We start from the raw sequence: 20,820 nt of genomic DNA, 5'->3' as shown, positions 1-20,820 counted from the left end.
CGGGCACTCGTACCCGGGTCCGGCGGGCAGGTCCACCGGTGCCGGGTGGCGCGATCGCGTCCGCCGTATGGACGCACCGTGACGGGAGTGGAAAGCTCGAAGGACCGCGGGCGTCACCGGAGCCGCCTCGCACGCGGAAAGGTATGTCCGCGCCCACAGTGACCTCACCGTGCACGGGAGGCAAGATCATGGGCGACAAGGCGAACGCACACCCCGGAGCCGCCGGCAGGGCTACAGCGGCCGACCACCCCGCGTCCGTACGGAATGTGGTACTGGTCGGCCACTCCGGATCGGGCAAGACCACCTTGGTGGAAGCCCTCGCGCTCACAGCGGGGGCGGTGAACCGGGCGGGCCGCGTCGAGGACGGCGGCACCGTCTCGGACTACGACGAGATCGAGCACCGGCAGCAACGCTCGGTACAGCTCTCCCTGGTGCCGGTCGAATGGGACGGCATCAAGGTCAACCTTCTGGACACCCCCGGATACGCCGACTTCGTCGGGGAACTCAGGGCCGGTCTGCGAGCGGCGGACGCGGCCCTTTTCGTTGTCTCGGCCTCGGACGGTGTGGACGGCTCGACCCGCATGGTGTGGGAGGAGTGCGCGGCCGTCGGCATGCCGCGCGCGATCGTCGTCACGCACCTGGAGTCCGCGCGGGCCGACTACGAGGAGATGACGCGGATTTGCGCGGAGGCCTTCGGCGGGGACGACCCCGACGCCGTGCTCCCGCTGTATCTGCCGCTGCACGGCCCGCAGGCACCCGACGGGCACGCGCCCGTGACCGGACTGATCGGGCTGCTGTCGCAGCAGCTGTTCGACTACGCCTCCGGGGAGCGCAAGGAGTCCGAGCCGGGCGAGGACCAGTTGCCGCAGATCGAGGAGGCCCGCAACCGGCTGATCGAGGGGATCATCTCCGAGTCGGAGGACGAGACCCTGATGGACCGGTATCTCGGCGGCGAGCAGGTCGACGTCAAGACGCTGATCGAGGACCTGGAACGGGCCGTCGCGCGCGGAGCCTTCCATCCCGTCCTGGCCGCCGCGCCCGCGACCGACGGCGCCCGGCAGGGGCTCGGCACCATCGAGGTGCTGGAGCTGGTCACGCGCGGGTTCCCGACCCCGCTGGAGCGGGAGGCGCCCGCGGTCACCACGGTCGGCGGCAAACCGCGCGCACTGAAGGTGTGCGACCCGGACGGGCCGCTGGTCGCGGAGGTCGTGAAGACCGCGTCCGACCCGTACGTCGGCCGGATCTCGCTGGTACGGGTCTTCTCCGGCACCCTGCGCCCCGACGAGACGGTGCACGTCTCCGGGCACGGCCTGGAGGACCGCGGCCACGAGGACCACGACGTCGACGAGCGCATCGGCGCCCTGTCGGCGCCGTTCGGCAAACAGCAGCGCACGCTCAGCCACTGCATCGCCGGTGACCTCGCGTGCGTGGCGAAGCTGAGCCGCGCGGAGACCGGCGACACGCTGTCGGCCAAGGACGATCCGCTCCTGATGGAGCCCTGGCAGATGCCCGACCCGCTGCTGCCGCTCGCCATCCAGGCACACAGCAAGGCGGATGAGGACAAACTCTCGCAGGGCCTGTCCCGGCTGGTCGCCGAGGACCCGACCATGCGACTGGAACAGAACCAGGCCACCCACCAGGTCGTGCTGTGGTGTCTGGGCGAGGCGCACGCGGACGTCGCACTCGAACGGCTGCGCAACCGCTACGGCGTCCAGGTCGACGTCGTACCCCACATGGTCTCCCTGCGGGAGACGTTCGCGGGCAAGTCGGCGGGCCGCGGCCGGCATGTGAAGCAGTCCGGCGGGCACGGGCAGTACGCGATCTGCGAGATCGAGGTGGAGCCCCTGCCGGGCGGTTCGGGAATCGAGTTCGTGGACAAGGTCGTCGGCGGCGCGGTGCCGCGGCAGTTCATCCCCTCGGTCGAGAAGGGCGTAAGGGCCCAGGCGGCCAGGGGAGTTGCGGCCGGTCACCCGCTCGTCGACGTCCGGATCACGCTGCTCGACGGCAAGGCGCACTCGGTGGACTCCTCCGACGCCGCCTTCCAGACGGCCGGCGCGCTCGCGCTGCGCGAGGCCGCGGCCGACGCGAAGATCCATCTGCTGGAGCCGGTGGCCGAGGTGTCCGTCCTGGTCGGTGACGACTACGTCGGCGCCGTGATGAGCGACCTGTCCGGGCGGCGCGGCCGTGTCCTCGGCACCGAGCAGACCAACGGCAGCCGCACCCTCATCAAGGCCGAGGTGCCCGAGATCGAGATCGGGCGGTACGCCGTCGATCTCCGCTCGCTGTCGCACGGCACCGCACGCTTCAACCGTGCGTACGCGCGGCACGAACCGATGCCGGCGCAGATCGCGGAAAGGATTCGTGAAGAGGCGCGCGACGCCTCGTAGTTGGCGCCCGGCGCCACCAAGTGGCCTGTGCGGAACGCTCCCCTCCGCGTCGGCGGGCGGCTTCGGCCGTCCGCCGACGAATGTCAGTGCCGGAGGATACGCTGATCATTGATCAACAGGTGTGCGAAGTACGGAAGTCGGGAAGGCCGCAGAAGCGACACTGCGGCGATCGGGGGCGGGAATGACCGTTGAGAGCGGTTACGCGGACATCTTCGGTCCGCAGGTGCCGCGCACGGCAGGTGAGGGCCAGACGGCGACGTTCGCGCTGGCCTCGGCGGCCTATCGGGACAATCCGTACGAGGACATCAAGAAGGCCGACAACGAGTGGCACAAGACCGACATCAAGGCGGGCCGCGGCTGGGCGAGGATCTTCCGTCCCAACCTCGGTGAGGCCTTCTCACGGGCCGTGGTCGACCGCATGCTCGGCAGCGGCCGCAAGCCCCTGATCCAGTCCTTCGGCACCGAGCCGCAGGTCGTCGTCGAGCACTGTCTGGCCGCGAACAACATCCGCAAGGCGCGGGACCGGATGCTCAGCGCCATCACCGTGATCTGCGGTGTGCTGTTCCTGCCCGGCCTTTTGGTGTGGCTGCTGGTCTTCACGCTGCGCACCACCATCGTCAAGCGGGACGAGAAGCGCGGCGGCGCCCTCGCCTCCGTGCTGCTCGTGGCGGTGGGCGCGCTCGCCGTGCTCTTCCTGCTGCGCATGCCGTTCACCGGCTTCTGGGCCTGGTATGCGCGGGCCTCGGTCCTCATGCCCGTGGTCGGCTGGTTCTGGGCCAAGCAGGTCTGCGAGCGCACCGCGAGGGATCTGCGGGAGCGCTGGGACAGCCTGCTGGCCGGCAGCAGCGTCGGCGCGAAGGTGCCGGAGGCGGTGCCGACCAGCCCCACCGAGACCCAGGCCGAGCAGCTGCGCCAGTCGCTGGCCAAGCTGAGCGCCGAGCAGCAGTCCAACTCCGTGTTCTACGCCGGGCCCAAGGGGATACTCGGCATGGGCACACGCTGGGGCAGCTGGCAGCTGGCGGAGGACCTGGTGGCCGCGGACTCCACGCGGGAGATCCACCCGTTCCGCAGCTGGGACGTCATCCGCTCGATCCACGACCAGCTGCGCATGCTGGAGCGCGGTCCGCTGAACACCGGTGGTTTCCCCAAGCCTTCGATACGGCACTGGGTCGTCACGCCGATCGCGGAGGGCGCGAAGGCGGTGTCCCGCCCGGAGGGCACGGACGTCGAGGCGTACCAGGTCAAGACGCACGCGATACAGGACATCTGCAACAAGCAGCAGTTCGGCAGCGGTGACCGGCACTACCTGGGCGTCCAGTGGACACTCTGGGACGGGCAGTTGATCATCACCATGCTGATCACGGTGACCGTCCTGCACGAGACATTGCGCATCGAGGTGACCGGTCATGCCCTCGGTCCGGTGAACGGGCTCTTCCAGGAGAAGCCCGAGGCGCCGACCAAGGAGGTCACCAAGTCGTTCAAGCCGTGGGAGACCCGCAAGGTGAAGCTTCCGCTGGTCAACCCCGACGAGGTGGTACGGCTGGCGGTGCGGGCCCCGATCTCCTGGTATCCGCCGCTGCTGAACTGGCTCGGCGGGACGATGGGGCTGCCCGAGCCGTTCGGGCTGCGGCACGCGTGGGCGGACCAGCCCTGGCGGCACCGGTTCATGGCCGACGACGCGCTGCGCGCGGCCACGCCGGTGCTGCGCGTGGTGCATGCCGCGGCGATCAAGGTGCTCGACGAGAACGGCGTGGACACCGACAAGTTCGGTTCACGGTCGGCGTTCCTGAGCACGGCGGTACAGGACCCGATGCCGAGGAAGGCCGACGTCTACGACGCGTAGGCCTCCGGCGGTTGAGCCGCGAGGTGGGTCTGGGTGACAGCCCTGGGGGCTGCGCCCTCAGACCCCCTTCGGCCTCAATGGCCTCGTCCTCGAGCGCCGGACGGGCTGGTCGATCGGCACCGTCGGCCCAAGCGTCAAACTGCCGGCCAGGCCTCCGCCAGCATCTTCCGGGTGTCCGCCAGCAGCTGTGGCAGCACCCGCGTGTGGCCCACCACGGGCATGAAGTTCGTGTCGCCGCCCCAGCGCGGGACGATGTGCTGGTGGAGGTGGGCCGCGATGCCGGCGCCGGCGACCGTGCCCTGGTTCATGCCGATGTTGAAACCGTGGGCCCCGGAAGCGGTCCGCAGGGCCGTCATCGCCTGCTTGGTCAGGGCGGCCAGCTCGACGGTCTCCGGCTCGGTGAGGTCGGTGTAGTCGGCGACGTGGCGGTAGGGCACGACCATCAGGTGGCCGCCGTTGTACGGGTAGAGGTTGAGGACCGCGTACACCTGCTCGCCGCGCTTGACGACCAGCCCGTCCTCGTCGGATTTGGCCGGGATCGAGCAGAAGGGGCAGCCGTCGTCCGCGCCGGGACCGGTCGGCTTGTTCTCACCCTGGATGTAGGCCATCCGATGGGGCGTCCACAGGCGCTGGAACGCGTCCTGGATCCCCACTCCCCACTGCTGCTCCGGCTCACTCGTCATGCGTGCAGCATATTGCGTCGTCCGTTCGTGGCGTGTCGCCGGGGCGACGGGAGGGCGGCCACCGGCCAAGCTGGCCCAGTGGACGACGACAGCCCTTACACCCGCTGGGAGCAGCGCACCGAGATTCCGTTGTTCTTGGCGTCGCTGGTCTTCCTGGCCGCCTATGCCGCCCGTGTCCTCGCGGTGAGCATGCCGTCCTTCTGGAAGGACGTGTGCCTTTACACGATGATTGCGCTCTGGCTGCTGTTCGCCGTGGACTACGCCGTGCGCTGGCGGCTCTTCGGGGGGCGCTTCCTGCGCTTCGCCAGGACCCACTTCCTGCACACCGTGGTGGTCGTCCTGCCGCTGCTGCGGCCGCTGCGGATCGTTCCGCTCTACGACGTCATCCAGCACCGGCAGGGAGAACCCCGGCTCTCCCTGCACGCCCGCGTGATCGCCTACGCGAGCCTGGCGACCCTGCTGCTCGGCTTCGCCGGTTCCCTGGCGGTCTACCAGGCCGAACGCGGAGCGCCGGGCGCCACCATGCGGACGTTCGGGGACGCGCTGTGGTGGGCCGCAGCGACCCTCACCACGGTCGGATACGGGGACATCACCCCGGTGACCACGCGTGGCCGGTCGATCGCGATCGCGATGATGGCCGGCGGGCTGGCGCTGCTCGGCGCCGTGACGGGATCGTTCTCCTCCTGGCTGCTGCAGATCTTCTCGCGCGAGAGCGACACGAAGCCCCCGGAGAGCTGAGCTCCCGGGGGCCTCGTGATCGTGGTCGGCCGGATCAGACCTGCGCCCGCTCCTCGACGACCTGCGCGATCTTCGCGATGGCCTCGTCGAACGGGATGCCGTTCTCCTGCGAGCCGTCGCGGTAGCGGAAGGAGACGGCGTTGTTGGCCATGTCCTCGTCGCCCGCGATGACCATGAAGGGCACCTTCTGCTTCTGGGCGTTGCGGATCTTCTTCTGCATACGGTCCGAGGAGGAGTCGACCTCGACCCGCAGGCCCTTCTTCTTGGCCGCCGCGGCGAACTTCTCCAGATAGTCGACGTGCCCGTCGCCGATCGGGATGCCGAGGGCCTGGACCGGGGCCAGCCACGCCGGGAAGGCGCCCGCGTAGTGCTCCAGGAGCACCGCGAAGAACCGCTCGATCGAGCCGAACAACGCGCGGTGGATCATGACCGGGCGCTGCTTCGCGCCGTCCGGACCGGTGTACTCCAGGTCGAAGCGCTCCGGCAGGTTGAAGTCGAGCTGGATGGTCGACATCTGCCAGGTACGGCCGATCGCGTCCTTGGTCTGGACGGAGATCTTGGGCCCGTAGAAGGCGGCGCCACCCGGGTCCGGGACCAGGGGCAGCCCCTGCTTCTCGGCGACCTGACGCAGCGTCTCGGTCGCCTCCTCCCAGACCTCGTCCGAGCCGACGAACTTCTCCGGGTCCTTGGTGGACAGCTCCAGGTAGAAGTCGGTCAGGCCGTAGTCGCGCAGCAGGCCGAGGACGAAGGTGAGCGTCTTGTCGAGCTCCTCCGACATCTGCTCACGGGTGCAGTAGATGTGCGCGTCGTCCTGCGTGAAGCCACGCGCGCGGGTGAGGCCGTGCACGACACCCGACTTCTCGTACCGGTACACGGTCCCGAACTCGAAGAGGCGCAGCGGCAGTTCACGGTAGGAACGGCCGCGCGCGTCGAAGATCAGGTTGTGCATCGGGCAGTTCATGGGCTTGAGGTAGTAGTCCACGCCCTCGTCGAGCTGCATGGGCGGGTACATGCCCTCGGCGTACCAGTCCAGGTGCCCGGACGTCTCGAAGAGCTTCCCCTTCGTCGCGTGCGGGGTGTAGACGAACTCGTAGCCCTCTTCCTCGTGGCGGCGGCGCGAGTAGTCCTCCATCACGCGGCGGACGATGCCGCCCTTGGGGTGGAAGACCGCGAGGCCGGAGCCGATCTGCTCGGGGATCGAGAACAGGTCGAGTTCGTTGCCCAGCTTGCGGTGGTCGCGCTTCTCGGCCTCGGCGAGGAAATCGAGGTAACCCTTGAGCTCGTCCTTGGTCGGCCAGGCGGTGCCGTAGATGCGCTGGAGCATCGGGTTCTTCTGGCTGCCGCGCCAGTAGGCGGCCGCGTTGCGCATCAGCTTGAACGCCGGGATCGCGCGGGTCGACGGCAGGTGGGGACCGCGGCAGAGGTCCTTCCAGCACAGGTCGCCGGTCTTCGCGTCCAGGTTGTCGTAGATCGTCAGCTCACCGGCGCCGACCTCGACGTCCGCGCCGTCGTCGGAGGAGGCGGAGCCCTTGAGGCCGATCAGCTCCAGCTTGTAGGGCTCGGCGGCGAGCTCCTCGCGGGCGGCCTCGTCGGTGACGACGCGACGGGCGAACTTCTGCCCGCGCTTCTGGATCTCCTGCATCTTCTTCTCGATGGCCTTGAGATCCTCGGGCGTGAACGGCTTCTCGACGTCGAAGTCGTAGTAGAAGCCGTCCTTGACCGGCGGGCCGATGCCCAGCTTGGCCTCGGGGAAGAGCTCCTGCACCGCCTGCGCCAGCACGTGCGCGGTGGAGTGGCGCAGGATGTTCAGACCGTCCTCGGAGGAGATCTCGACGCCCTCGACCTCCTCGCCGTCGGCGAGCACGTACGACAGGTCCTTGAGTTCGCCGCCCACGCGCGCGGCGATGATCGAGCGCTCGCCGGCGAAGAGGTCGGCCGCCGTAGTGCCCGTCGTCACCACGCGTTCTTCCCGCTCGGAATCGCGTTGGATGATCACACGGACGTCTGACACCGGTCTCTCCTGACTGAAGGTGGAATGCGGCGCCATACCAGGAGCGCGCGCATTACGCGATCGTACCGACCTCGGAGGGCCGACCGCGAAACGGTCACCTTCAGTCCCGGGCGGGCATCCCTCAGTCCCCGGCGTCCTCCCCGCCGCAGGCCTCCTCGAAGAAGTCCAGGTCCTCCTGGAGGGACTTCATCAGCCGGTCCCGTTCGGCCTCGTCCACCTGTACGGGTACGACGTCGGAGGCCCCGGTGATCTTGCGGAAGCCGCCTCGGCTCTCCAGGCGCCCGTGCACCCGCACCGGCAGCCCGACCAGGTGGGCGTGGCCGGCGATGCGGTACGACTCCTCGTCCAGGGTCAGCCGGATGTGCGGTATCTCGGCGCCCGCGATGACGCGCAGCCGTACGGTGCCCTCGCCGCGCGTTCCCGACCGGCGCATCCGTACGACCGCGCCCGTGATCCGGACCGGCACCGAGGGTTCCTCGCGCAGGTAGCGGGCCCCGGCCTCACGCAGCACGGGCAGGTCGCCCGGCGAGAACTCGACCGGCTCGACTCCGCCCGCGCAGTCCTCGGGCACCCCGGTCGCGGGCGCCCACTCGACGGCGATGCGTGCCCCCTCCGTACCGCGGACGAGGGCGATCAGGGCTTCGGTGAGCTCGCGGCTGACGCCTGCCTCGACGGCGCCGTCGAAGGCGTCCATGCCGCCGGTGGCCCGCTGGTAGTCGATGGCCTCGCGAGCGGCGTACAGGGCCTGGTGGAGACGTACGGCGAGCGGGCGGCCCGCGCCGACGGGCACGAAGGCGGCGAGGTGGCTGCCGCCGGCCGCGGAGCCGACGAAGACACTCTCCAGCATCGCGGCGGCCGAGCGGCGGTGCCGGGCGCCGTAGTAGCCGGCACGCGCACGCGTGGCGAGCGCCGCGGCGAGGAGCATCTGGCGGGCGGCGGTGCGCAGTTCCTCCTCGACGGTCCAGGGCGCGGCGCCGGCCGGCCCGCTCGGCGCGTCCCGCCACCAGCGGACCTCGTCGCTGGGCACGGCGAGCCCGACCAGCACCTCGCGCGCGGCGGGCGTGCCGCTGCGGGAGAGCGCGTCGAGCGCCTCGCCGAGCAGGTCGTCGCTGTCGGGGAAGGCGCGGGACTCGGGGACGAGCAGGCTCGTGCCGTTGCCGCCCGGTCCCGGCGGGGTCCAGCGGCCGTAGCGTCCCGCCGCTCCTCCGCGCCGCTGCCAGCCGTGCCGGTGCAGCAGGGCGCTGAGCACGGCGGGGTCCACGTCGCCGGGCTCGGGGGGACGGTCCCAGGACGCGTGGACCGGGTGCGGCCTGACTGGCCGTACCGGCTCCTCCAGGGGGCGATGTGTCATGGTCTGCCTCCCGTACCGACCCGCGTCATGATCTCGCAGAGCGCCCGGTCGTCGAAGATGCGTGAGGTCGGTATCCGCACGGTCGTACGGCGCCGGCCGGTGATCGCGTGGCCGGCGAGGTTGACCCAGTAGCAGCAGTGCCGCAGGTCGAGCCGGTCGTGACTGGCACGCAGCCAGTCGTCCTGGGTGCGCGGAACGAGCATCACGACGAGGATCTTGTGCACCGAGACCGGGGTGCGGGCGAGCTTCGCCAGGTGGTCGTTGTCGAGCGTGAAGGAGAAGAACCGGCGGAGCTGCGGGGGCGGGGGCGCAGCCCCCTCCGCTGAGGGTGGTGGTGGGAGACGGGCGGGCGGGTTCGGCGCGATCTGGTAAGTGGCTTTGAGCTGCACCTTTATGGTGACCTCGTCGTCGACCGTGTGGCCGGGCGCGCTGTGGCTGACGTGCCAGTCGATGCCGTTGTCCGGAAAGGGCTGCGACAGCGAACACCCGGCCGCCGCCGCGACGGCGTGCAGATAGCCCACCTGCAGTGTCTCCATGCAGGCGGTGGTGGCGAGTGAACCGCGACGGGGGCCCGTGAGTTCGGGCAGCAGCCCGCCCCGCTCGGGCTGCGCTATCGCCATGACCAACAGCCTTCCACGCCAGGTGAATCCCCGTAGCGGGCCCCTGAACTGCAAAGACCCGCACTCCTGTTGTGTCCTCCCGGCGTACGCCGCAAACAGCCCGGGTATCACCAAACGGGCAGAAGACGGTACGTCAGCTGCCGTGGGTGAACGAGGGGTTGTGTAGGTATGGCGTGCTGGTATGAGGGGCCGCTGGCGGCATTCGACACGGAGACGACAGGCGTGGACGTCGAGACCGACCGGATCGTTTCGGCGGCCGTCGTCGTCCAGGACGCCCCGGGTACCCGGCCGCGGGTGACCCAGTGGCTGGTGAACCCGGGTGTCCCGGTGCCGGAAGCGGCGACGGCGGTACACGGACTGACGGAGGAGCATCTCCAGCGCAACGGCCGCTGGCCGGCGCCGGTGATGCAGGAGATAGCCGAGGAGTTGGCCGGTCAGGCCGCGACGGCCAGGCCGATCGTGGTGATGAACGCGCCTTTCGATCTGACGCTGCTGGACCGCGAGTTGCGCCGTCATCGCGCCTCCTCGCTGGACCACTGGTTCGAGACGATGCCCTTGCTGGTGCTCGATCCGCGCGTCCTGGACAAGCATCTGGACCGCTATCGCAAGGGCCGCCGCACCCTGACCGACCTGTGTGCGCATTACGGCGTCACACTGGACGGCGCGCACGACGCGGCGGCCGACGCTCTGGCCTCACTGGAGGTCGTACGGGCGGTGGGGCGCCGCTTCGCCGCCCGCCTGGAGCGCCTGTCCCCCGCCGAGCTGCACACACTGCAGGCGGTGTGGCACGCGGCACAGGCACGTGGGCTGCAGGCGTGGTTCGCCCGCAGCGGCAGCGACGAGGCGGTGGACCCGGCGTGGCCACTGCGCCCGGATCTGCCGGCGGCCGCATAGGAGGCAAGGCGCACAAAAAAGCCGGTCCGCTGTGGCGGACCGGCCTTTCCCGGTGGGCGATACTGGGTTCGAACCAGTGACCTCTTCGGTGTGAACGAAGCGCTCTCCCACTGAGCTAATCGCCCGGGAACGGACTGAACAATACAGGTCCCCGCGCGTTTCCTTCAAACCGCTTGATGGCCGCGGGCCAAGTGAGCCGCCAGACCCCGCCGTCCGGAGCGCATCATCAGCCAGTGGTTGGCGCGGAAGAGGGGCCGCCCGGGTACGGCGAGACGCCTCAGCAGCAGCTTGTTGACATCGACGACCTGGTCGTAGCGCGCGAGGGTCCCGCTGCCGTCCGGACCCACGGTGACGGTCCAACACGCCCAGCCGTCGAGGTCGCCGGACATGGCGATCTCGAGCACCCCCGCCCCGCGGTCCCGACGCACCTCGCGCGCGGTGAAGGTCAGGTCGTACGGGAGGACGGAGCGGATCGTGATCACGCCGCTGGTGTCGTCGATCCGGTTCACCTCGCGCACCTGGGGCCACCAGCGGGGGTAGTGCTCGGCCTGTTCGAGCGCTTCGCAGACGGTGTCGGGTGCCGCGGGCAGGGCCCACAGGGTGCGGAAGCGGTAGTGGCTCCAGTCCATGGGCCGAGTCTGCCCCCGCCAGAGGGTTTCCGCCGTATCTGAGTACGGACTGAGTATGCGCACTCATGCCCTGCGGCATGACGCGGACCACACTCCTGCCATGACGCACTTTCCGCCCCCGGCCGAGGAGTTGCGGCTCCTCGACCTCGAGCTGCGCCAACTGGACGCCCGCCGGGCCCAGTTGCTGCACCGCCGAGCCTGGCTGGTCACCGCGCTGCAAGCGGCGGCGCCCCGGTCCGCTCCGGCGCCTCTCGCCCCGCCCCGCCCCGAGGCCTCGGCGCCCCGGGTGCAGAACGTCCTGCTGGTGCTGGGCGGTGTCCTGCTGACGATCGCCGCGATGGCGTTCACGCTGGTCAGTTGGGGTCACATGGGGATCGCCGGGCGGGCCCTGGTGCTCGGCGCGGTCACGGTGGCGGTGCTCGCCGCGCCGGTGCCGCTGCTGAAGCGCGGGCTGCGGTCGACGGCCGAGTCGGTGGCGGGCCTCGGGCTCGTGCTGACGGTGCTCGACGCCTACGCGCTGCACGAGGTCGGGCTGGCCGGCGTGGACGCCACCGGCTACCTCGCGGCCGCCTCGGCCGTGCTGGCGGCCCTGTGGACGGGGTACGGCCTGCTGCCGCGCACCTCCGAGCTGCGTCTGCCCCTGCCCGCCGCTCTGCTCGCCGCCCAACTCCCGCTCACCCTGTGGGCGGTGGCGGCCGACGCGAGCCTGTTCGGGATCACGGCCGCCGTGCTGGTGACGGCCGGGTTCGACGCGGGTGTGGCGCTCCGGGTGCCTGCCGGGTCCGTGCGGATCACCGCGGTGATCGGTGCGTACGGCATGGGCGCCTGGGGCGTGTGGGCCGCCGGCTGGCTGTCCTTGACGGCCACCGGCCCGAGCGCCGCCGCCCGTGCGGCGGCGCTCCTCCTCTTGGCCGCGGGCATCGCGGTCGCGGCGGCATGGCAGGAGGCCGCCGCGAAGCAGGCGCTCGGCCTCTCCGTCGCCGCCGGCCTCCTCACGGTCGCCGCGCTCGGCGGCACCGCCCGCCCCGTGCTGCCGGAGGCTTGGACGGTTCCGGTGTATCTGGCGTGCGGGATCGCCCTGCTCGCGGCGGTCCGGGCGGACCGGCTGCCGCAGGCGCTGCGCGACGGGCTCACGCGGGCCTCCGCCGCCGTACAGGGACTCGCCCTCCTGTGGACGCTGCCGCTGGTGGCGATCGCGCTCGTGGGTCCGGTGGCCTGGGTGGAGCAGGTGTGGTCCGGGGCGCCCGGCGATGCGCGGCAGGCGATGGCGGTCGACGCTCCTTGGCCCCCGCACACGGAGACGGTGCCGGTCGTCCTGGCCATGGTCGCCGCCGTACTGCTCCTCGCGGCACGCGACACCGCGTGGCGGACCCGATCCCTGACCGGCGTGCTGGTCCTGGCATGGGCGACGGCGCTGGTCCTGCCCGCCGTGCTCGAAGTCCCCTACGCCGTGGGCCTGGTGGCCCTCGCGATCACCACGGCCGGCGCCCTCGCGGCGGCCGCGTGGATACGACCGTCCGAACAGCCGGAGATGGCGCAGGAGCCGTCGGCGACCTCGCCGGAGGAACCCGCCACAACCGCCGCGGCAGAGCCCGCAGCCGCTATGGCCACTCCCATCGGCGTCCCCGCCCCTCGCACGACCGCCACGGTCCTCGCCCTCCTCACCTCCCTCCCCCTCGCCTTCCTCGCGCTGACCACCGAGGCCGCGACCCTCACCGTGCTCGCCGTGCTGACGGCGCTCTTCGCGGCGGCCTCCTGGAAGACGCACCTCACTGCGGTCACGGCCCCGGCCGGGCTCGCGTACGCCGCCGGGCTGGCCTGTGCGGCGGGGGCCTCGGCCGGCTGGCAGGCGCAGTACGTGGCCCTGCTGGTCCTGGCGGTCCCGGTGGCGGCGGCTCTGCTCGCGGCACGGCTCGGTGACGCCCGGGCCACGGTGCCGGTCGAGGTGACGGGTGCGCTCGCCGCGCTGCTCGCCGTCGCGCTGGCGGCAGCCCCGGCCGACCTGCCGATGCTGGCCCTGGTGCTGGCGCTGTGCGGTGTGATCACCGCCGGTACGGCGATCCGCCCGGAACGCCGGTCCGTGGGCTACGTCTCCGCCGCGCTGTTCGTGCTGGCCACGTGGGTGCGCCTGGCGGCCTGGGACGTCGGGACGCCCGAGGCGTACACGCTGCCGGTCACCGTCCCTGCCCTGCTGGTCGGCGCCCTGCGCAGGCGCCGCGATCCGCAGACTTCGTCCTGGACGGCGTACGGCCCCGGACTCGCCGCCACCCTCGTGCCGAGCCTCCTCGCGGCCTGGGGCGACCTGCAGTGGACGCGCCCCCTGCTCCTCGGCCTGGCGGCTCTGGCCGTCACCCTGCTCGGCGCCCGCCACCACCTCCAGGCACCGCTCCTCCTCGGCGGCGCGGTGCTGGCCCTGGACGCCCTGCACGAACTCGCCCCGTACATCGCCCAGGTGACCGACGCCCTCCCCCGCTGGGTACCGCCGGCCCTGGCCGGCCTCCTGCTCCTGGCCATAGGAGCGACGTACGAGCAACGCCTCAGGGACGCTCGAAGGATGCGGGACTTCGTGGGCAACATGCACTGAAGCCCACCCAGGGGCGCGGGGAACTGCGCGACCAGCCACAGCGGGTCGCGCAGTTCCCCACGAACCGTTACGGCATCCTGTCCCCGAGCAGCGCCAGGTTCTCGATGGCCGCAAGCCCGTACAACGCCGTGTCGTTCGTCGAGACCCAAGCGGCCTCACTCCCCGGAACCAAGGCAGCCGGCCCGCTCAGCTCCTCCGTCTTCCACGGCGCCGACTCCTTGTACCCGTCTGAGCCGTAGAACTTCTCCCACGCACGGGCGGCCAGCTTCGCATCCCCCGTCCGCACGGCCGCGTACGCGTCCAGCCGCGAGTGCCCCTGGAACAACAGCAGGGAGCCGAAGTGGGAGCCGTAGCGTGCCGCCTGCTCGGTCTTCGTCGCGTTGAAGTAGCGGCAGTAGTCGAAGTACGCCTCGTCGAACGTCGGCATGTCGACGAGGTCGATGAGCTCGGCGCACAGTTCGTTGAGCCCGAAGACCGCGGAGAGGTGGGAGACACCGACGACGGGCTTGTCGGCGACGGCGAACCTGCCCGTGTCGAGGTCGTAGAGACCGCTGCCCTGCACGAAGCCGTTGGGCTGCGCGGCGATCGTCTCCATGGTGGACAGGACCCGCGCCTTGGCCTTCTCCCACTTGGGGCCCTTGCGTTCCCACTCCGTCAGCCAGGCCGACACCAGCCCGCTCCAGTCGGTGCCGAAGCCGATCGACAGCGCGTGCCGGTCGGGGGTGTACGGCTCGGTGCGGATCTTGCGGATCGGGTCGAGCACGAGGAAGGTCTCGTCGGAGTCGACGTTGGCGTGCATGAGGTCGCCGACGCGTTCGTCCCCGGTGAGGAAGTAGTAGTAGCGGCGGTACGTGGTGTTGGCGATGCGCTGCTGCTTGGCGCTGTCGGCGTAGTGCTGCACGCCGTGCCGGGTGCCGAGGCCCGCCCATTCGCCGAGGTGGTAGACGTCGACCTCACCGGTGTGCCGGGTCATGGCCTCGGCGAACCGGAAGATGTCCGCGCGCCCGCTCCTGAGATACGCGAACCACAGCCACAGGTCGGGCGAGAGTTCGGAGTTGTCCCAGGCGTAGCCACCGATGTCGTACCGCCACTGGTGTCTGACGGTGTCGTAGGTGTGCATGATGTCGCCGTAGTCCCAGAAGCCGTACCAACGGCGCATCTCCACCTGGTCCTTGTAGTAGGTGAAGAGGAAGTCGAGGTGGTCCTCGATCTTTGCCTTGGCGGGCGTGGAACGGTCCGGCTCGGAGTACAGGCCCGGCCCGAAGACCTTGGCCTTGATGAGCTGCGCGGGCGGGGCGGCGAGCTGCGGCAACACCCGTACGGCCTCCACCTGTTGGGCCAGGACCTCGGCTGAGGGCGTCGACTCGTTGGCCCAGAACAGGAGTTCCGAGGTGCGGGCGATGCCGTAGGGGGTGCCGAACTCGGGCTCGTAGTCCTCGTAGGTGATGTTGAGGCCTTCGAGCTGCTCGGGGTAGGTGTCCTGACCCATGCCGTCGTGGTAGAAGCGCAGGTCCATGGGCTGTGCCTCGGGCGACCAGAGCCACAGGGTGACCTCGGCCGCGTCGGTGTGCGCGTCGCGGATGTCGAGCTGTGCGGGGAACTTCTCCCAGAAGTCCCGCAGCCCGAAGGAGAACCCGCCGCTGACGCCGCCGACGTATCCGAAGCCGGAGGCACGCCTGCCACCGCCCGCGCCGATCCAGCCGTAGCCCTTCTTCGTGCGCTTGCGAAGGGTGAAGCCGTCGGCGGAGAGCTGGGAGAGGGTGTAGTCGCCCCACTCGGGGATGTACTGCAGGCGGGTCGTCACACGCTGGTCCCAGGTCGACGGGTCGGGCAGCTTCTCGCCCGCGAACTGCGCCGCCTGTACGGCCGCCCCCGGATCGCGGCGCAGCCCGGTGATGCCCTTGACGGCCTCACGGAGCATGCCGGTGCCCTCGCCGCCGATGCGGATGTGACGGTCGTACGACTCGTCCCGCATCGGGACCGTGAAGCGCACGCCGAGGCCGCGGATGAAGTCGCCGCTCGCCTTGCCGGGCTCCTGGGTGCCGTCGTAGGTGATGGTGTGCACCATGCGGAAGGAGTCGGCGCCGGCGTAGAAGTAGAGGCGGAGGGAGAACGGGAGCCAACTCCGGCCGCCCTTGCGGTGCTTGCCGTCGATGCGGACGACCGCGCGGACGGGGCCCTCCTGCTCGACGGTGACCTCGGAGATGGCGCCCTCGAACCGCTCGGTCTTCACCGAGCCCTGGTCCTCGTCCTCGATCTCGGGCTGGCGGATCAGCACGAGGCGGCCGTTCCTGGCGATCTCGGTGGAGCCGCGCGTGACCGACTTGATCAGCGTGGCGCCGGACTTGCCGATCCTCGCTGTGATGACGCCGGTCGAGACGTCGATGGTGCCGCCACTCCTGTCGACGGTGACCTTCTTGGCGGGCACGGCGGCCTCACCGGGGCTCAACGTGAGCTTGCCGTCGCCCGAACCGACCGCGTGGGCCGTCCACTTGAGGGAGCCGTCCGGCCAGTAGGCGATCGGCCACGACTGCACGGGCACGGCCTTGCCGTCCGCGTCCGTCAGCGCGAACGTCTGGTCCTCCTGGTGCACGCCCTTCGGCCAGGGCACACCCACGGTGGAGCCGGGGGCGGCGCCCGGACCGCCGTCCTCCAGCCAGTCCAGGGTCACGGGATCGGCATCGGCGCCGGCGGCTCTGGGCGCGGCCTGCGCGTCCTTCGCCCCTGGCGCCCAGCTGAACTGGGCGGCGGCACCGGCGACGGCGGCCGCCTTGAGGAGGGACCTGCGGGGGATGGGGGACATGGCCTTTCCTTTCCAGGTACAGATGGTCAGGGGCATGACAGAGAGAGGTGCGGCGCCCGGAGCGCCGACCTGGTGCGAGACACCGTCGGTTCAGCGGTGCCGGTACCGCTCCTCCACGGCGACGGCCGCCGCCACGACGGCCCCCAGGACAGGGACCGCCAGCGGCGCGGCGAACCAGGCGGAGGCGGCCACGACGGCCAGTCCGCCGATGATCAGGAAGGACCCGGCGGGGTCGAGCACGGTACGGCGCACGGCGCCCGCGAGCGGCGCCCGCCAGCCGGCGTCCGGCGTCCACGCCGCCGCGGCACGCAGCACGGCCACGACGGCACCGATCAGCGCGAACACCCCGACAGCCCCGACGAGCGGCCCACCGGGAATCCCGGCCCGCGCGGCCTGGACGTCCAGCCGGACCGCGCCCGCCACAGCCCACCCGGCGAGCCCGACGACCCACCCACGCCGTACGGCCACCCGGAAGTCGGCGACGAACTCCCGCAGGCCACCGCCCTCGTGGGCGATACGGCGATGCAGATGCCGGGAGCCGGCGGCGAGGGCGGCCGGATAGGTGACCACGCCGAGCGAGGCGACCGCGATCCAGACACCGGTCAGCAGGCACTCGGCAAACAGGGCGAACTTCTCGGCGAAGACGGACTCCCCGCGTGACGTACGAGCCTTCACCCGAGCTTGGGCCATCGTGACCGCCCCCTCAGCCCTTCAGTCCGGACGTCGCCATGCCGTCGATCAGATACCGCTGGAAGGCCAGGAAGAACGCCAGGACCGGCAGCAGGGCGACGAGCGACATGGCGATCATGCCGCCGTAATTCGCGATGCCCTCCTGGTCGACGAACATCTTCAGGCCGAGGGAGACGGTGTACTTGTCGGGCTCGTTGAGGTAGATCAGCGGACCCATGAAGTCGTTCCAGGCGTTGATGAAGGTGAAGATCGCGCTGGTGATCAGAGCAGGCCGGCACAGCGGCAGCATGATCGACCAGTAGATCCGGAAGTGCCCGCAGCCGTCGAGGCGGGCGGCCTCGTCGAGTTCCTTGGGCAGGTTCCGCATGAACTGCACCATGAGGAAGACGAAGAACGCCTCCGTGGCCAGGTACTTCCCCAGCAGCAGCGGGGTGTAGGTGTTGATCATCTCCATGTTGCGGAACAGCACGTACTGCGGGATCAGCAGGACGTGGTACGGCAGCAGGAGCGTGCCGATCATCAGAGTGAACAGCAGATTCCGGCCCGCGAACCGGATCCTCGCGAAGGCGTACGCCGTCAGCGAGCAGGACACCACGATCCCGATCACCGACCCGACCGCGAGGAAGAGCGAGTTGAGGAAGAAGGTGGAGATCGAGATGTCGGCGATGCCGTCGGCGAGGCTGGTGTAGTTGGAGAAGCTCGGGTCGCCCGGGAAGAGGTCCAGGCTTCCGACGATGTCCTCGCTCTCCTTGAAGGAGCCGCCTACGACCCAGATCACCGGATAGAGGATCACCGCGAGGACCAGCAGGGACCCGATGTGCCAGGCGACGGAACCGGGCAGTCGGCGGCGCAGCGCACCGGCCCGCGCGGAGGGCGCCGGCTTGATGTCGGTTGCCGGTGCGCTCATCAGGCGCCCTCCTCGTAGTGCACCCAGCGCTTCTGGGACCAGAACAGCACCGCCGTCACCAGGGCGACCGCGACGAGCAGCATCCAGGCCATGGCGGAGGCCAGGCCCATCCTGCTGTTCTCGAAGCCCTGGACGTACAGATAGCAGGTGTAGACCATCGAGCCGTCGGCCGGACCGCAGGCGTTGCCTCCGGCGCCGCCGCCGACGATGTAGGCCGAGCTGAAGATCTGGAAGGAGTGGATGGTCTCCAGCAGGACGTTGAAGAAGAGGACCGGGGAGATCATCGGCAGGGTGATGTTCCAGAACCGCCGCAGCTTGCCCGCCCCGTCGACCTCGGCCGCCTCGTACAGCTCGCGCGGAACCTGCTTGAGGCCGGCGAGGAAGATGACCATGGGGGCGCCGAACTGCCAGACGGTGAGCGCCACCAGGCTGTAGATGATCAGGTCCGGATCGCCCGTCCAGCCACCGACGTCGATCCCGAAGATCTTCTGCGTCCGGTCGACGATCGCGCCGTCGGAGAAGATCGCCTTCCAGACGATCGCGACGGAGACGCTCGCGCCGATCAGCGACGGGGCGTAGAAGGCGGCCCGGTAGAAGGCCTGCCCGCGCCGCTTCTGGGCCAACAGGAGCGCCACGCCGAGGGCCGCGAGCAGCTTGAGCGGCGTGCCGACGACGACGTACCAGAGCGTCACCTGCACCGAGTGCCGCCAGCGTGGGTCGCCGAACATCTCGGAGAAGTTGTCGAGGCCGATCCACTTCGGCGCGTCGAACAGGTTGTAGTCGGTGAAGGCGAAGTAGAGCGAGGCGATCATCGGGCCTGCCGTGAGCAGCAGGAACCCGGCGATCCAGGGGGACATGAAGAGATAGCCGGCCAGGTTCTCCCGGCGGACCCGCCGCTTGAGGGCGGCGGGACGCCGGGGCTGCACCGGCCCGTGCCGCGGCTCGGAGCCCTTGGCCGGGCCCTCCACCGCAGGGGCGTGTGTCACGGCGGTTCCCATCAGCCGACGAGAGCCGTCTTCGACTCGGTGAAGAACTGCTTGACGGCCTCGTCCACCGACCGCTTGCCCAGCGCGAGCTCTTCGGCGATGCGCAGGAACGCCGCCTCGCAGATGTCCGCGCCGTTCGGGTGCGGGGTGATGGGCTCCAGGACGCCCGCCTCGACGAGGGAGGTCTCGTAGGCGGCGATCCCCTTGTTGACCTCGTCCGTCGGCTGGAACGCGTCGAACTGGGCCTGCGTGGCGGGCACACCGCGGTCGTAGCCCATGATCTTGGCGACCTCGGGGTCGTGGACCATGAAGTCGATGAACTGGGCGACCTCCTTCGGGTGCTCGGTGCGCCTGGAAGCACTGAGCATCAAGGAGCCCAGGTACTGGCCGGTCTTCTTGCCGTCCGTGGTCGGGATGGGAGCGAGGCCGTACTCGCTCTTGCCCTCGGACGTGTAGCGGACCGTGAAGTTGTCCCAGGTGAACTCGCCGCCGGCGAGCTCGGCGGAGACGGCCGACTTGGGCTTGATCTGGGCGACCTTCTTGGCGTCGGCGTAGACGCCCTCCTGCACGCCCTTCTCGGCCTTGGTCCACCAGTCCGTCAGATCCGCCTCGGTGAAGCCGAGTCCGTCCTCGGTGAAGAACGCCTTGCCGTTCTGGCGGAGGTAGAGGTCGTAGAGGTACATGACGCCGTACATGCCGCTGTCGCCGGCGCGTCCCGCCCTGTCGCGGATCTTCTTCATCGCCGCGTCGAAGTCGTCCCAGGTCCAGCCCTGTTCCGGCTTCACGCCCGCCTTGGTGTAGACGGGCTTGTCGATGACCAGGGCCATCGAGTTGGACCCGACGGGAACCCCCAGGAGCTTTCCGTCGATCTCGCCGAACTTCTCCAGTCCCGCGCGGAAGCCTGCCATCGACAGATTGCCGGCCTCGACCTGCTCATTGAGATCGAGCAGCACATTCTTAGCGTCGTATTTGCGCAGGAAGCCGATGGCATTCTGGAACACGTCCGGCGGATTCCCCCCGGAGGCCTGGGTGTTGAACTTCTTCCAGAAGTCGGTGTACGGCTGAAAGTCCGTCTTGACCTTGATCTTCGGGTACTTCTTGTGGAACAGCTCAATGGTCTTGTTGATGCGCTCGGCGCGGTCCTCGGCACCCCACCACGCGTAACGGATCGTCACCGTCCCGTCGGCGGAGGCCCCTCCGTCCCCACCGCAGCCCGTCGTCGCGGCCAGCCCAAGTGTGGCCGCCGTGGCGCCGGCCGCCTTCAGGATCGTACGCCTCTCAACATTCCTGCTGGTTCTCACCGTCGAGCCTCCCCGCAGCGTCGCTGCCGCCTGCATGAATCGTTTCAAGTAAGCGCTTGCTGGCACAAGTTACGGAGGGCCTCGGGGTGCGTCAATGATTCGGACAGGAATTTCTTGGCGGCATGCGGGGCGGGACGGCGGCACATGGAGGCGAGTTGGCCGGATCGGTCGCGCGTCGACGCAGGTCAGAGGCGTGAGATCGAGACATCGAACGACGAGTCGGCCACCGTACGTCCGTCTCGGCCGGCCGAAGGTCGCATGGCCACGGTCGAGTTGACGGGATGTCGCCTCACGCGGGGGGACGCCCCTGCCGATCACGCGGGGGACGCCCTGCCGAGCCGCGCATGGCGCGCGTCGGCCGGCAACGACGGCGGCCCGCCTGCGCAGTCGCAG

General features: G+C 70.1%; 15 protein-coding genes and 1 tRNA gene. 5 read left to right on the top strand and 11 right to left on the bottom strand.

The features are described from left to right. Positions 1 to 188 precede the first annotated feature (188 nt). The gene (locus ACZ7M7_RS26055; RefSeq protein WP_472120613.1) at positions 189 to 2,387 is read left to right on the top strand and encodes an elongation factor G-like protein EF-G2; all 2,199 of its coding nucleotides are present in this window, start codon (positions 189 to 191) and stop codon (positions 2,385 to 2,387) included. A 181-nt stretch (positions 2,388 to 2,568) separates the two neighbouring features. Continuing rightward, entirely contained in the window at positions 2,569 to 4,230 is a 1,662-nt protein-coding gene (locus ACZ7M7_RS26050; RefSeq protein WP_383629251.1) for a hypothetical protein, read from the top strand. 134 nt (positions 4,231 to 4,364) lie between these two features. Here ACZ7M7_RS26050 and ACZ7M7_RS26045 read toward each other — a convergent pair whose 3' ends face one another. Continuing rightward, positions 4,365 to 4,913, bottom strand: a complete 549-nt coding sequence (locus tag ACZ7M7_RS26045; RefSeq protein ID WP_427841953.1) for an HIT family protein — start codon at positions 4,911 to 4,913, stop codon at positions 4,365 to 4,367. Between the two features lie 78 nt (positions 4,914 to 4,991). Between ACZ7M7_RS26045 and ACZ7M7_RS26040 the strand changes: the two genes are divergently transcribed. Next, the gene (locus ACZ7M7_RS26040) at positions 4,992 to 5,651 is read left to right on the top strand and encodes a potassium channel family protein (protein WP_383607850.1); all 660 of its coding nucleotides are present in this window, start codon (positions 4,992 to 4,994) and stop codon (positions 5,649 to 5,651) included. A 34-nt stretch (positions 5,652 to 5,685) separates the two neighbouring features. Here ACZ7M7_RS26040 and thrS read toward each other — a convergent pair whose 3' ends face one another. The 3 genes from thrS to ACZ7M7_RS26025 all read right to left on the bottom strand — a co-directional run bounded on the left by thrS (position 5,686) and on the right by ACZ7M7_RS26025 (position 9,633). Beyond that, a complete protein-coding gene (thrS, locus tag ACZ7M7_RS26035) occupies positions 5,686 to 7,662 on the bottom strand; it encodes a threonine--tRNA ligase (protein ID WP_472120610.1) in 1,977 nt (658 codons plus the stop codon). A gap of 121 nt (positions 7,663 to 7,783) precedes the next feature. Beyond that, on the bottom strand, positions 7,784 to 9,013 hold the full coding sequence (locus tag ACZ7M7_RS26030; RefSeq protein WP_427841950.1) for a hypothetical protein: 1,230 nt from the start codon (positions 9,011 to 9,013) through the stop codon (positions 7,784 to 7,786). Further along, positions 9,010 to 9,633 carry a DUF4365 domain-containing protein gene (locus ACZ7M7_RS26025; protein ID WP_472120608.1) on the bottom strand — a complete coding sequence of 208 codons (624 nt, stop codon included), beginning with the start codon at positions 9,631 to 9,633 and terminating at the stop codon, positions 9,010 to 9,012. The genes ACZ7M7_RS26030 and ACZ7M7_RS26025 overlap by 4 nt, the downstream gene beginning before the upstream one ends. A 168-nt stretch (positions 9,634 to 9,801) precedes the next feature. Here ACZ7M7_RS26025 and ACZ7M7_RS26020 point away from each other — a divergent pair, with 168 nt between their 5' ends. Next, positions 9,802 to 10,527: a 3'-5' exonuclease gene (locus tag ACZ7M7_RS26020; RefSeq protein WP_383629250.1), complete on the top strand. Its 726-nt coding sequence runs from the start codon at positions 9,802 to 9,804 to the stop codon at positions 10,525 to 10,527. Between the two features lie 53 nt (positions 10,528 to 10,580). Here the strand turns inward: ACZ7M7_RS26020 and ACZ7M7_RS26015 are convergent. Together ACZ7M7_RS26015 and ACZ7M7_RS26010 are read right to left on the bottom strand one after the other, a co-directional pair. Then, a tRNA-Val gene (locus tag ACZ7M7_RS26015) sits at positions 10,581 to 10,652 on the bottom strand. A gap of 39 nt (positions 10,653 to 10,691) precedes the next feature. Further along, positions 10,692 to 11,156, bottom strand: a complete 465-nt coding sequence (locus tag ACZ7M7_RS26010) for an SRPBCC family protein (protein ID WP_472120606.1) — start codon at positions 11,154 to 11,156, stop codon at positions 10,692 to 10,694. 100 nt (positions 11,157 to 11,256) lie between these two features. On the opposite strand from ACZ7M7_RS26010, the gene ACZ7M7_RS26005 reads away from it, so the two are divergent. Next, on the top strand, positions 11,257 to 13,740 hold the full coding sequence (locus tag ACZ7M7_RS26005) for an SCO7613 C-terminal domain-containing membrane protein (protein WP_472120604.1): 2,484 nt from the start codon (positions 11,257 to 11,259) through the stop codon (positions 13,738 to 13,740). A gap of 67 nt (positions 13,741 to 13,807) precedes the next feature. Here ACZ7M7_RS26005 and ACZ7M7_RS26000 read toward each other — a convergent pair whose 3' ends face one another. From ACZ7M7_RS26000 to ACZ7M7_RS25980, 5 genes are all read right to left on the bottom strand, one after another. Further along, positions 13,808 to 16,543: an exo-rhamnogalacturonan lyase family protein gene (locus ACZ7M7_RS26000; RefSeq protein WP_472120602.1), complete on the bottom strand. Its 2,736-nt coding sequence runs from the start codon at positions 16,541 to 16,543 to the stop codon at positions 13,808 to 13,810. A 90-nt stretch (positions 16,544 to 16,633) separates the two neighbouring features. Continuing rightward, on the bottom strand, positions 16,634 to 17,233 hold the full coding sequence (locus ACZ7M7_RS25995; RefSeq protein WP_472120600.1) for a hypothetical protein: 600 nt from the start codon (positions 17,231 to 17,233) through the stop codon (positions 16,634 to 16,636). 13 nt (positions 17,234 to 17,246) lie between these two features. After that, positions 17,247 to 18,140 (bottom strand): carbohydrate ABC transporter permease, encoded by an 894-nt coding sequence (locus tag ACZ7M7_RS25990; protein WP_383607833.1) that lies wholly within the window; start codon positions 18,138 to 18,140, stop codon positions 17,247 to 17,249. Continuing rightward, positions 18,140 to 19,138 (bottom strand): carbohydrate ABC transporter permease, encoded by a 999-nt coding sequence (locus ACZ7M7_RS25985; protein ID WP_472120598.1) that lies wholly within the window; start codon positions 19,136 to 19,138, stop codon positions 18,140 to 18,142. Before ACZ7M7_RS25985 ends, ACZ7M7_RS25990 begins: the two co-directional genes overlap by 1 nt. Beyond that, the gene (locus ACZ7M7_RS25980; protein ID WP_427841943.1) at positions 19,138 to 20,427 is read right to left on the bottom strand and encodes an ABC transporter substrate-binding protein; all 1,290 of its coding nucleotides are present in this window, start codon (positions 20,425 to 20,427) and stop codon (positions 19,138 to 19,140) included. The genes ACZ7M7_RS25985 and ACZ7M7_RS25980 overlap by 1 nt, the downstream gene beginning before the upstream one ends. Positions 20,428 to 20,820: the final 393 nt, after the last annotated feature.

This window comes from Streptomyces sp. NPDC111606, from assembly GCF_055656945.1.
This window is presented reverse-complemented; position numbering and strand designations above follow the sequence as displayed.

Excerpts from the sequence above, each read along its gene's own strand:
- ACZ7M7_RS25995 (WP_472120600.1), bottom strand. The coding sequence starts at position 17,233 with ATGGCCCAAGCTCGGGTGAAGGCTCGTACGTCACGCGGGGAGTCCGTC.
- ACZ7M7_RS26045 (WP_427841953.1), bottom strand. The coding sequence starts at position 4,913 with ATGACGAGTGAGCCGGAGCAGCAGTGGGGAGTGGGGATCCAGGACGCG.
- ACZ7M7_RS26005 (WP_472120604.1), top strand. The coding sequence starts at position 11,257 with ATGACGCACTTTCCGCCCCCGGCCGAGGAGTTGCGGCTCCTCGACCTC.
- ACZ7M7_RS26025 (WP_472120608.1), bottom strand. The coding sequence starts at position 9,633 with ATGGCGATAGCGCAGCCCGAGCGGGGCGGGCTGCTGCCCGAACTCACG.
- ACZ7M7_RS26030 (WP_427841950.1), bottom strand. The coding sequence starts at position 9,013 with ATGACACATCGCCCCCTGGAGGAGCCGGTACGGCCAGTCAGGCCGCAC.
- ACZ7M7_RS26020 (WP_383629250.1), top strand. The coding sequence starts at position 9,802 with ATGGCGTGCTGGTATGAGGGGCCGCTGGCGGCATTCGACACGGAGACG.
- ACZ7M7_RS25990 (WP_383607833.1), bottom strand. The coding sequence starts at position 18,140 with ATGAGCGCACCGGCAACCGACATCAAGCCGGCGCCCTCCGCGCGGGCC.
- ACZ7M7_RS25985 (WP_472120598.1), bottom strand. The coding sequence starts at position 19,138 with ATGGGAACCGCCGTGACACACGCCCCTGCGGTGGAGGGCCCGGCCAAG.
- ACZ7M7_RS26000 (WP_472120602.1), bottom strand. The coding sequence starts at position 16,543 with ATGTCCCCCATCCCCCGCAGGTCCCTCCTCAAGGCGGCCGCCGTCGCC.
- ACZ7M7_RS26010 (WP_472120606.1), bottom strand. The coding sequence starts at position 11,156 with ATGGACTGGAGCCACTACCGCTTCCGCACCCTGTGGGCCCTGCCCGCG.
- ACZ7M7_RS26050 (WP_383629251.1), top strand. The coding sequence starts at position 2,569 with ATGACCGTTGAGAGCGGTTACGCGGACATCTTCGGTCCGCAGGTGCCG.
- ACZ7M7_RS26055 (WP_472120613.1), top strand. The coding sequence starts at position 189 with ATGGGCGACAAGGCGAACGCACACCCCGGAGCCGCCGGCAGGGCTACA.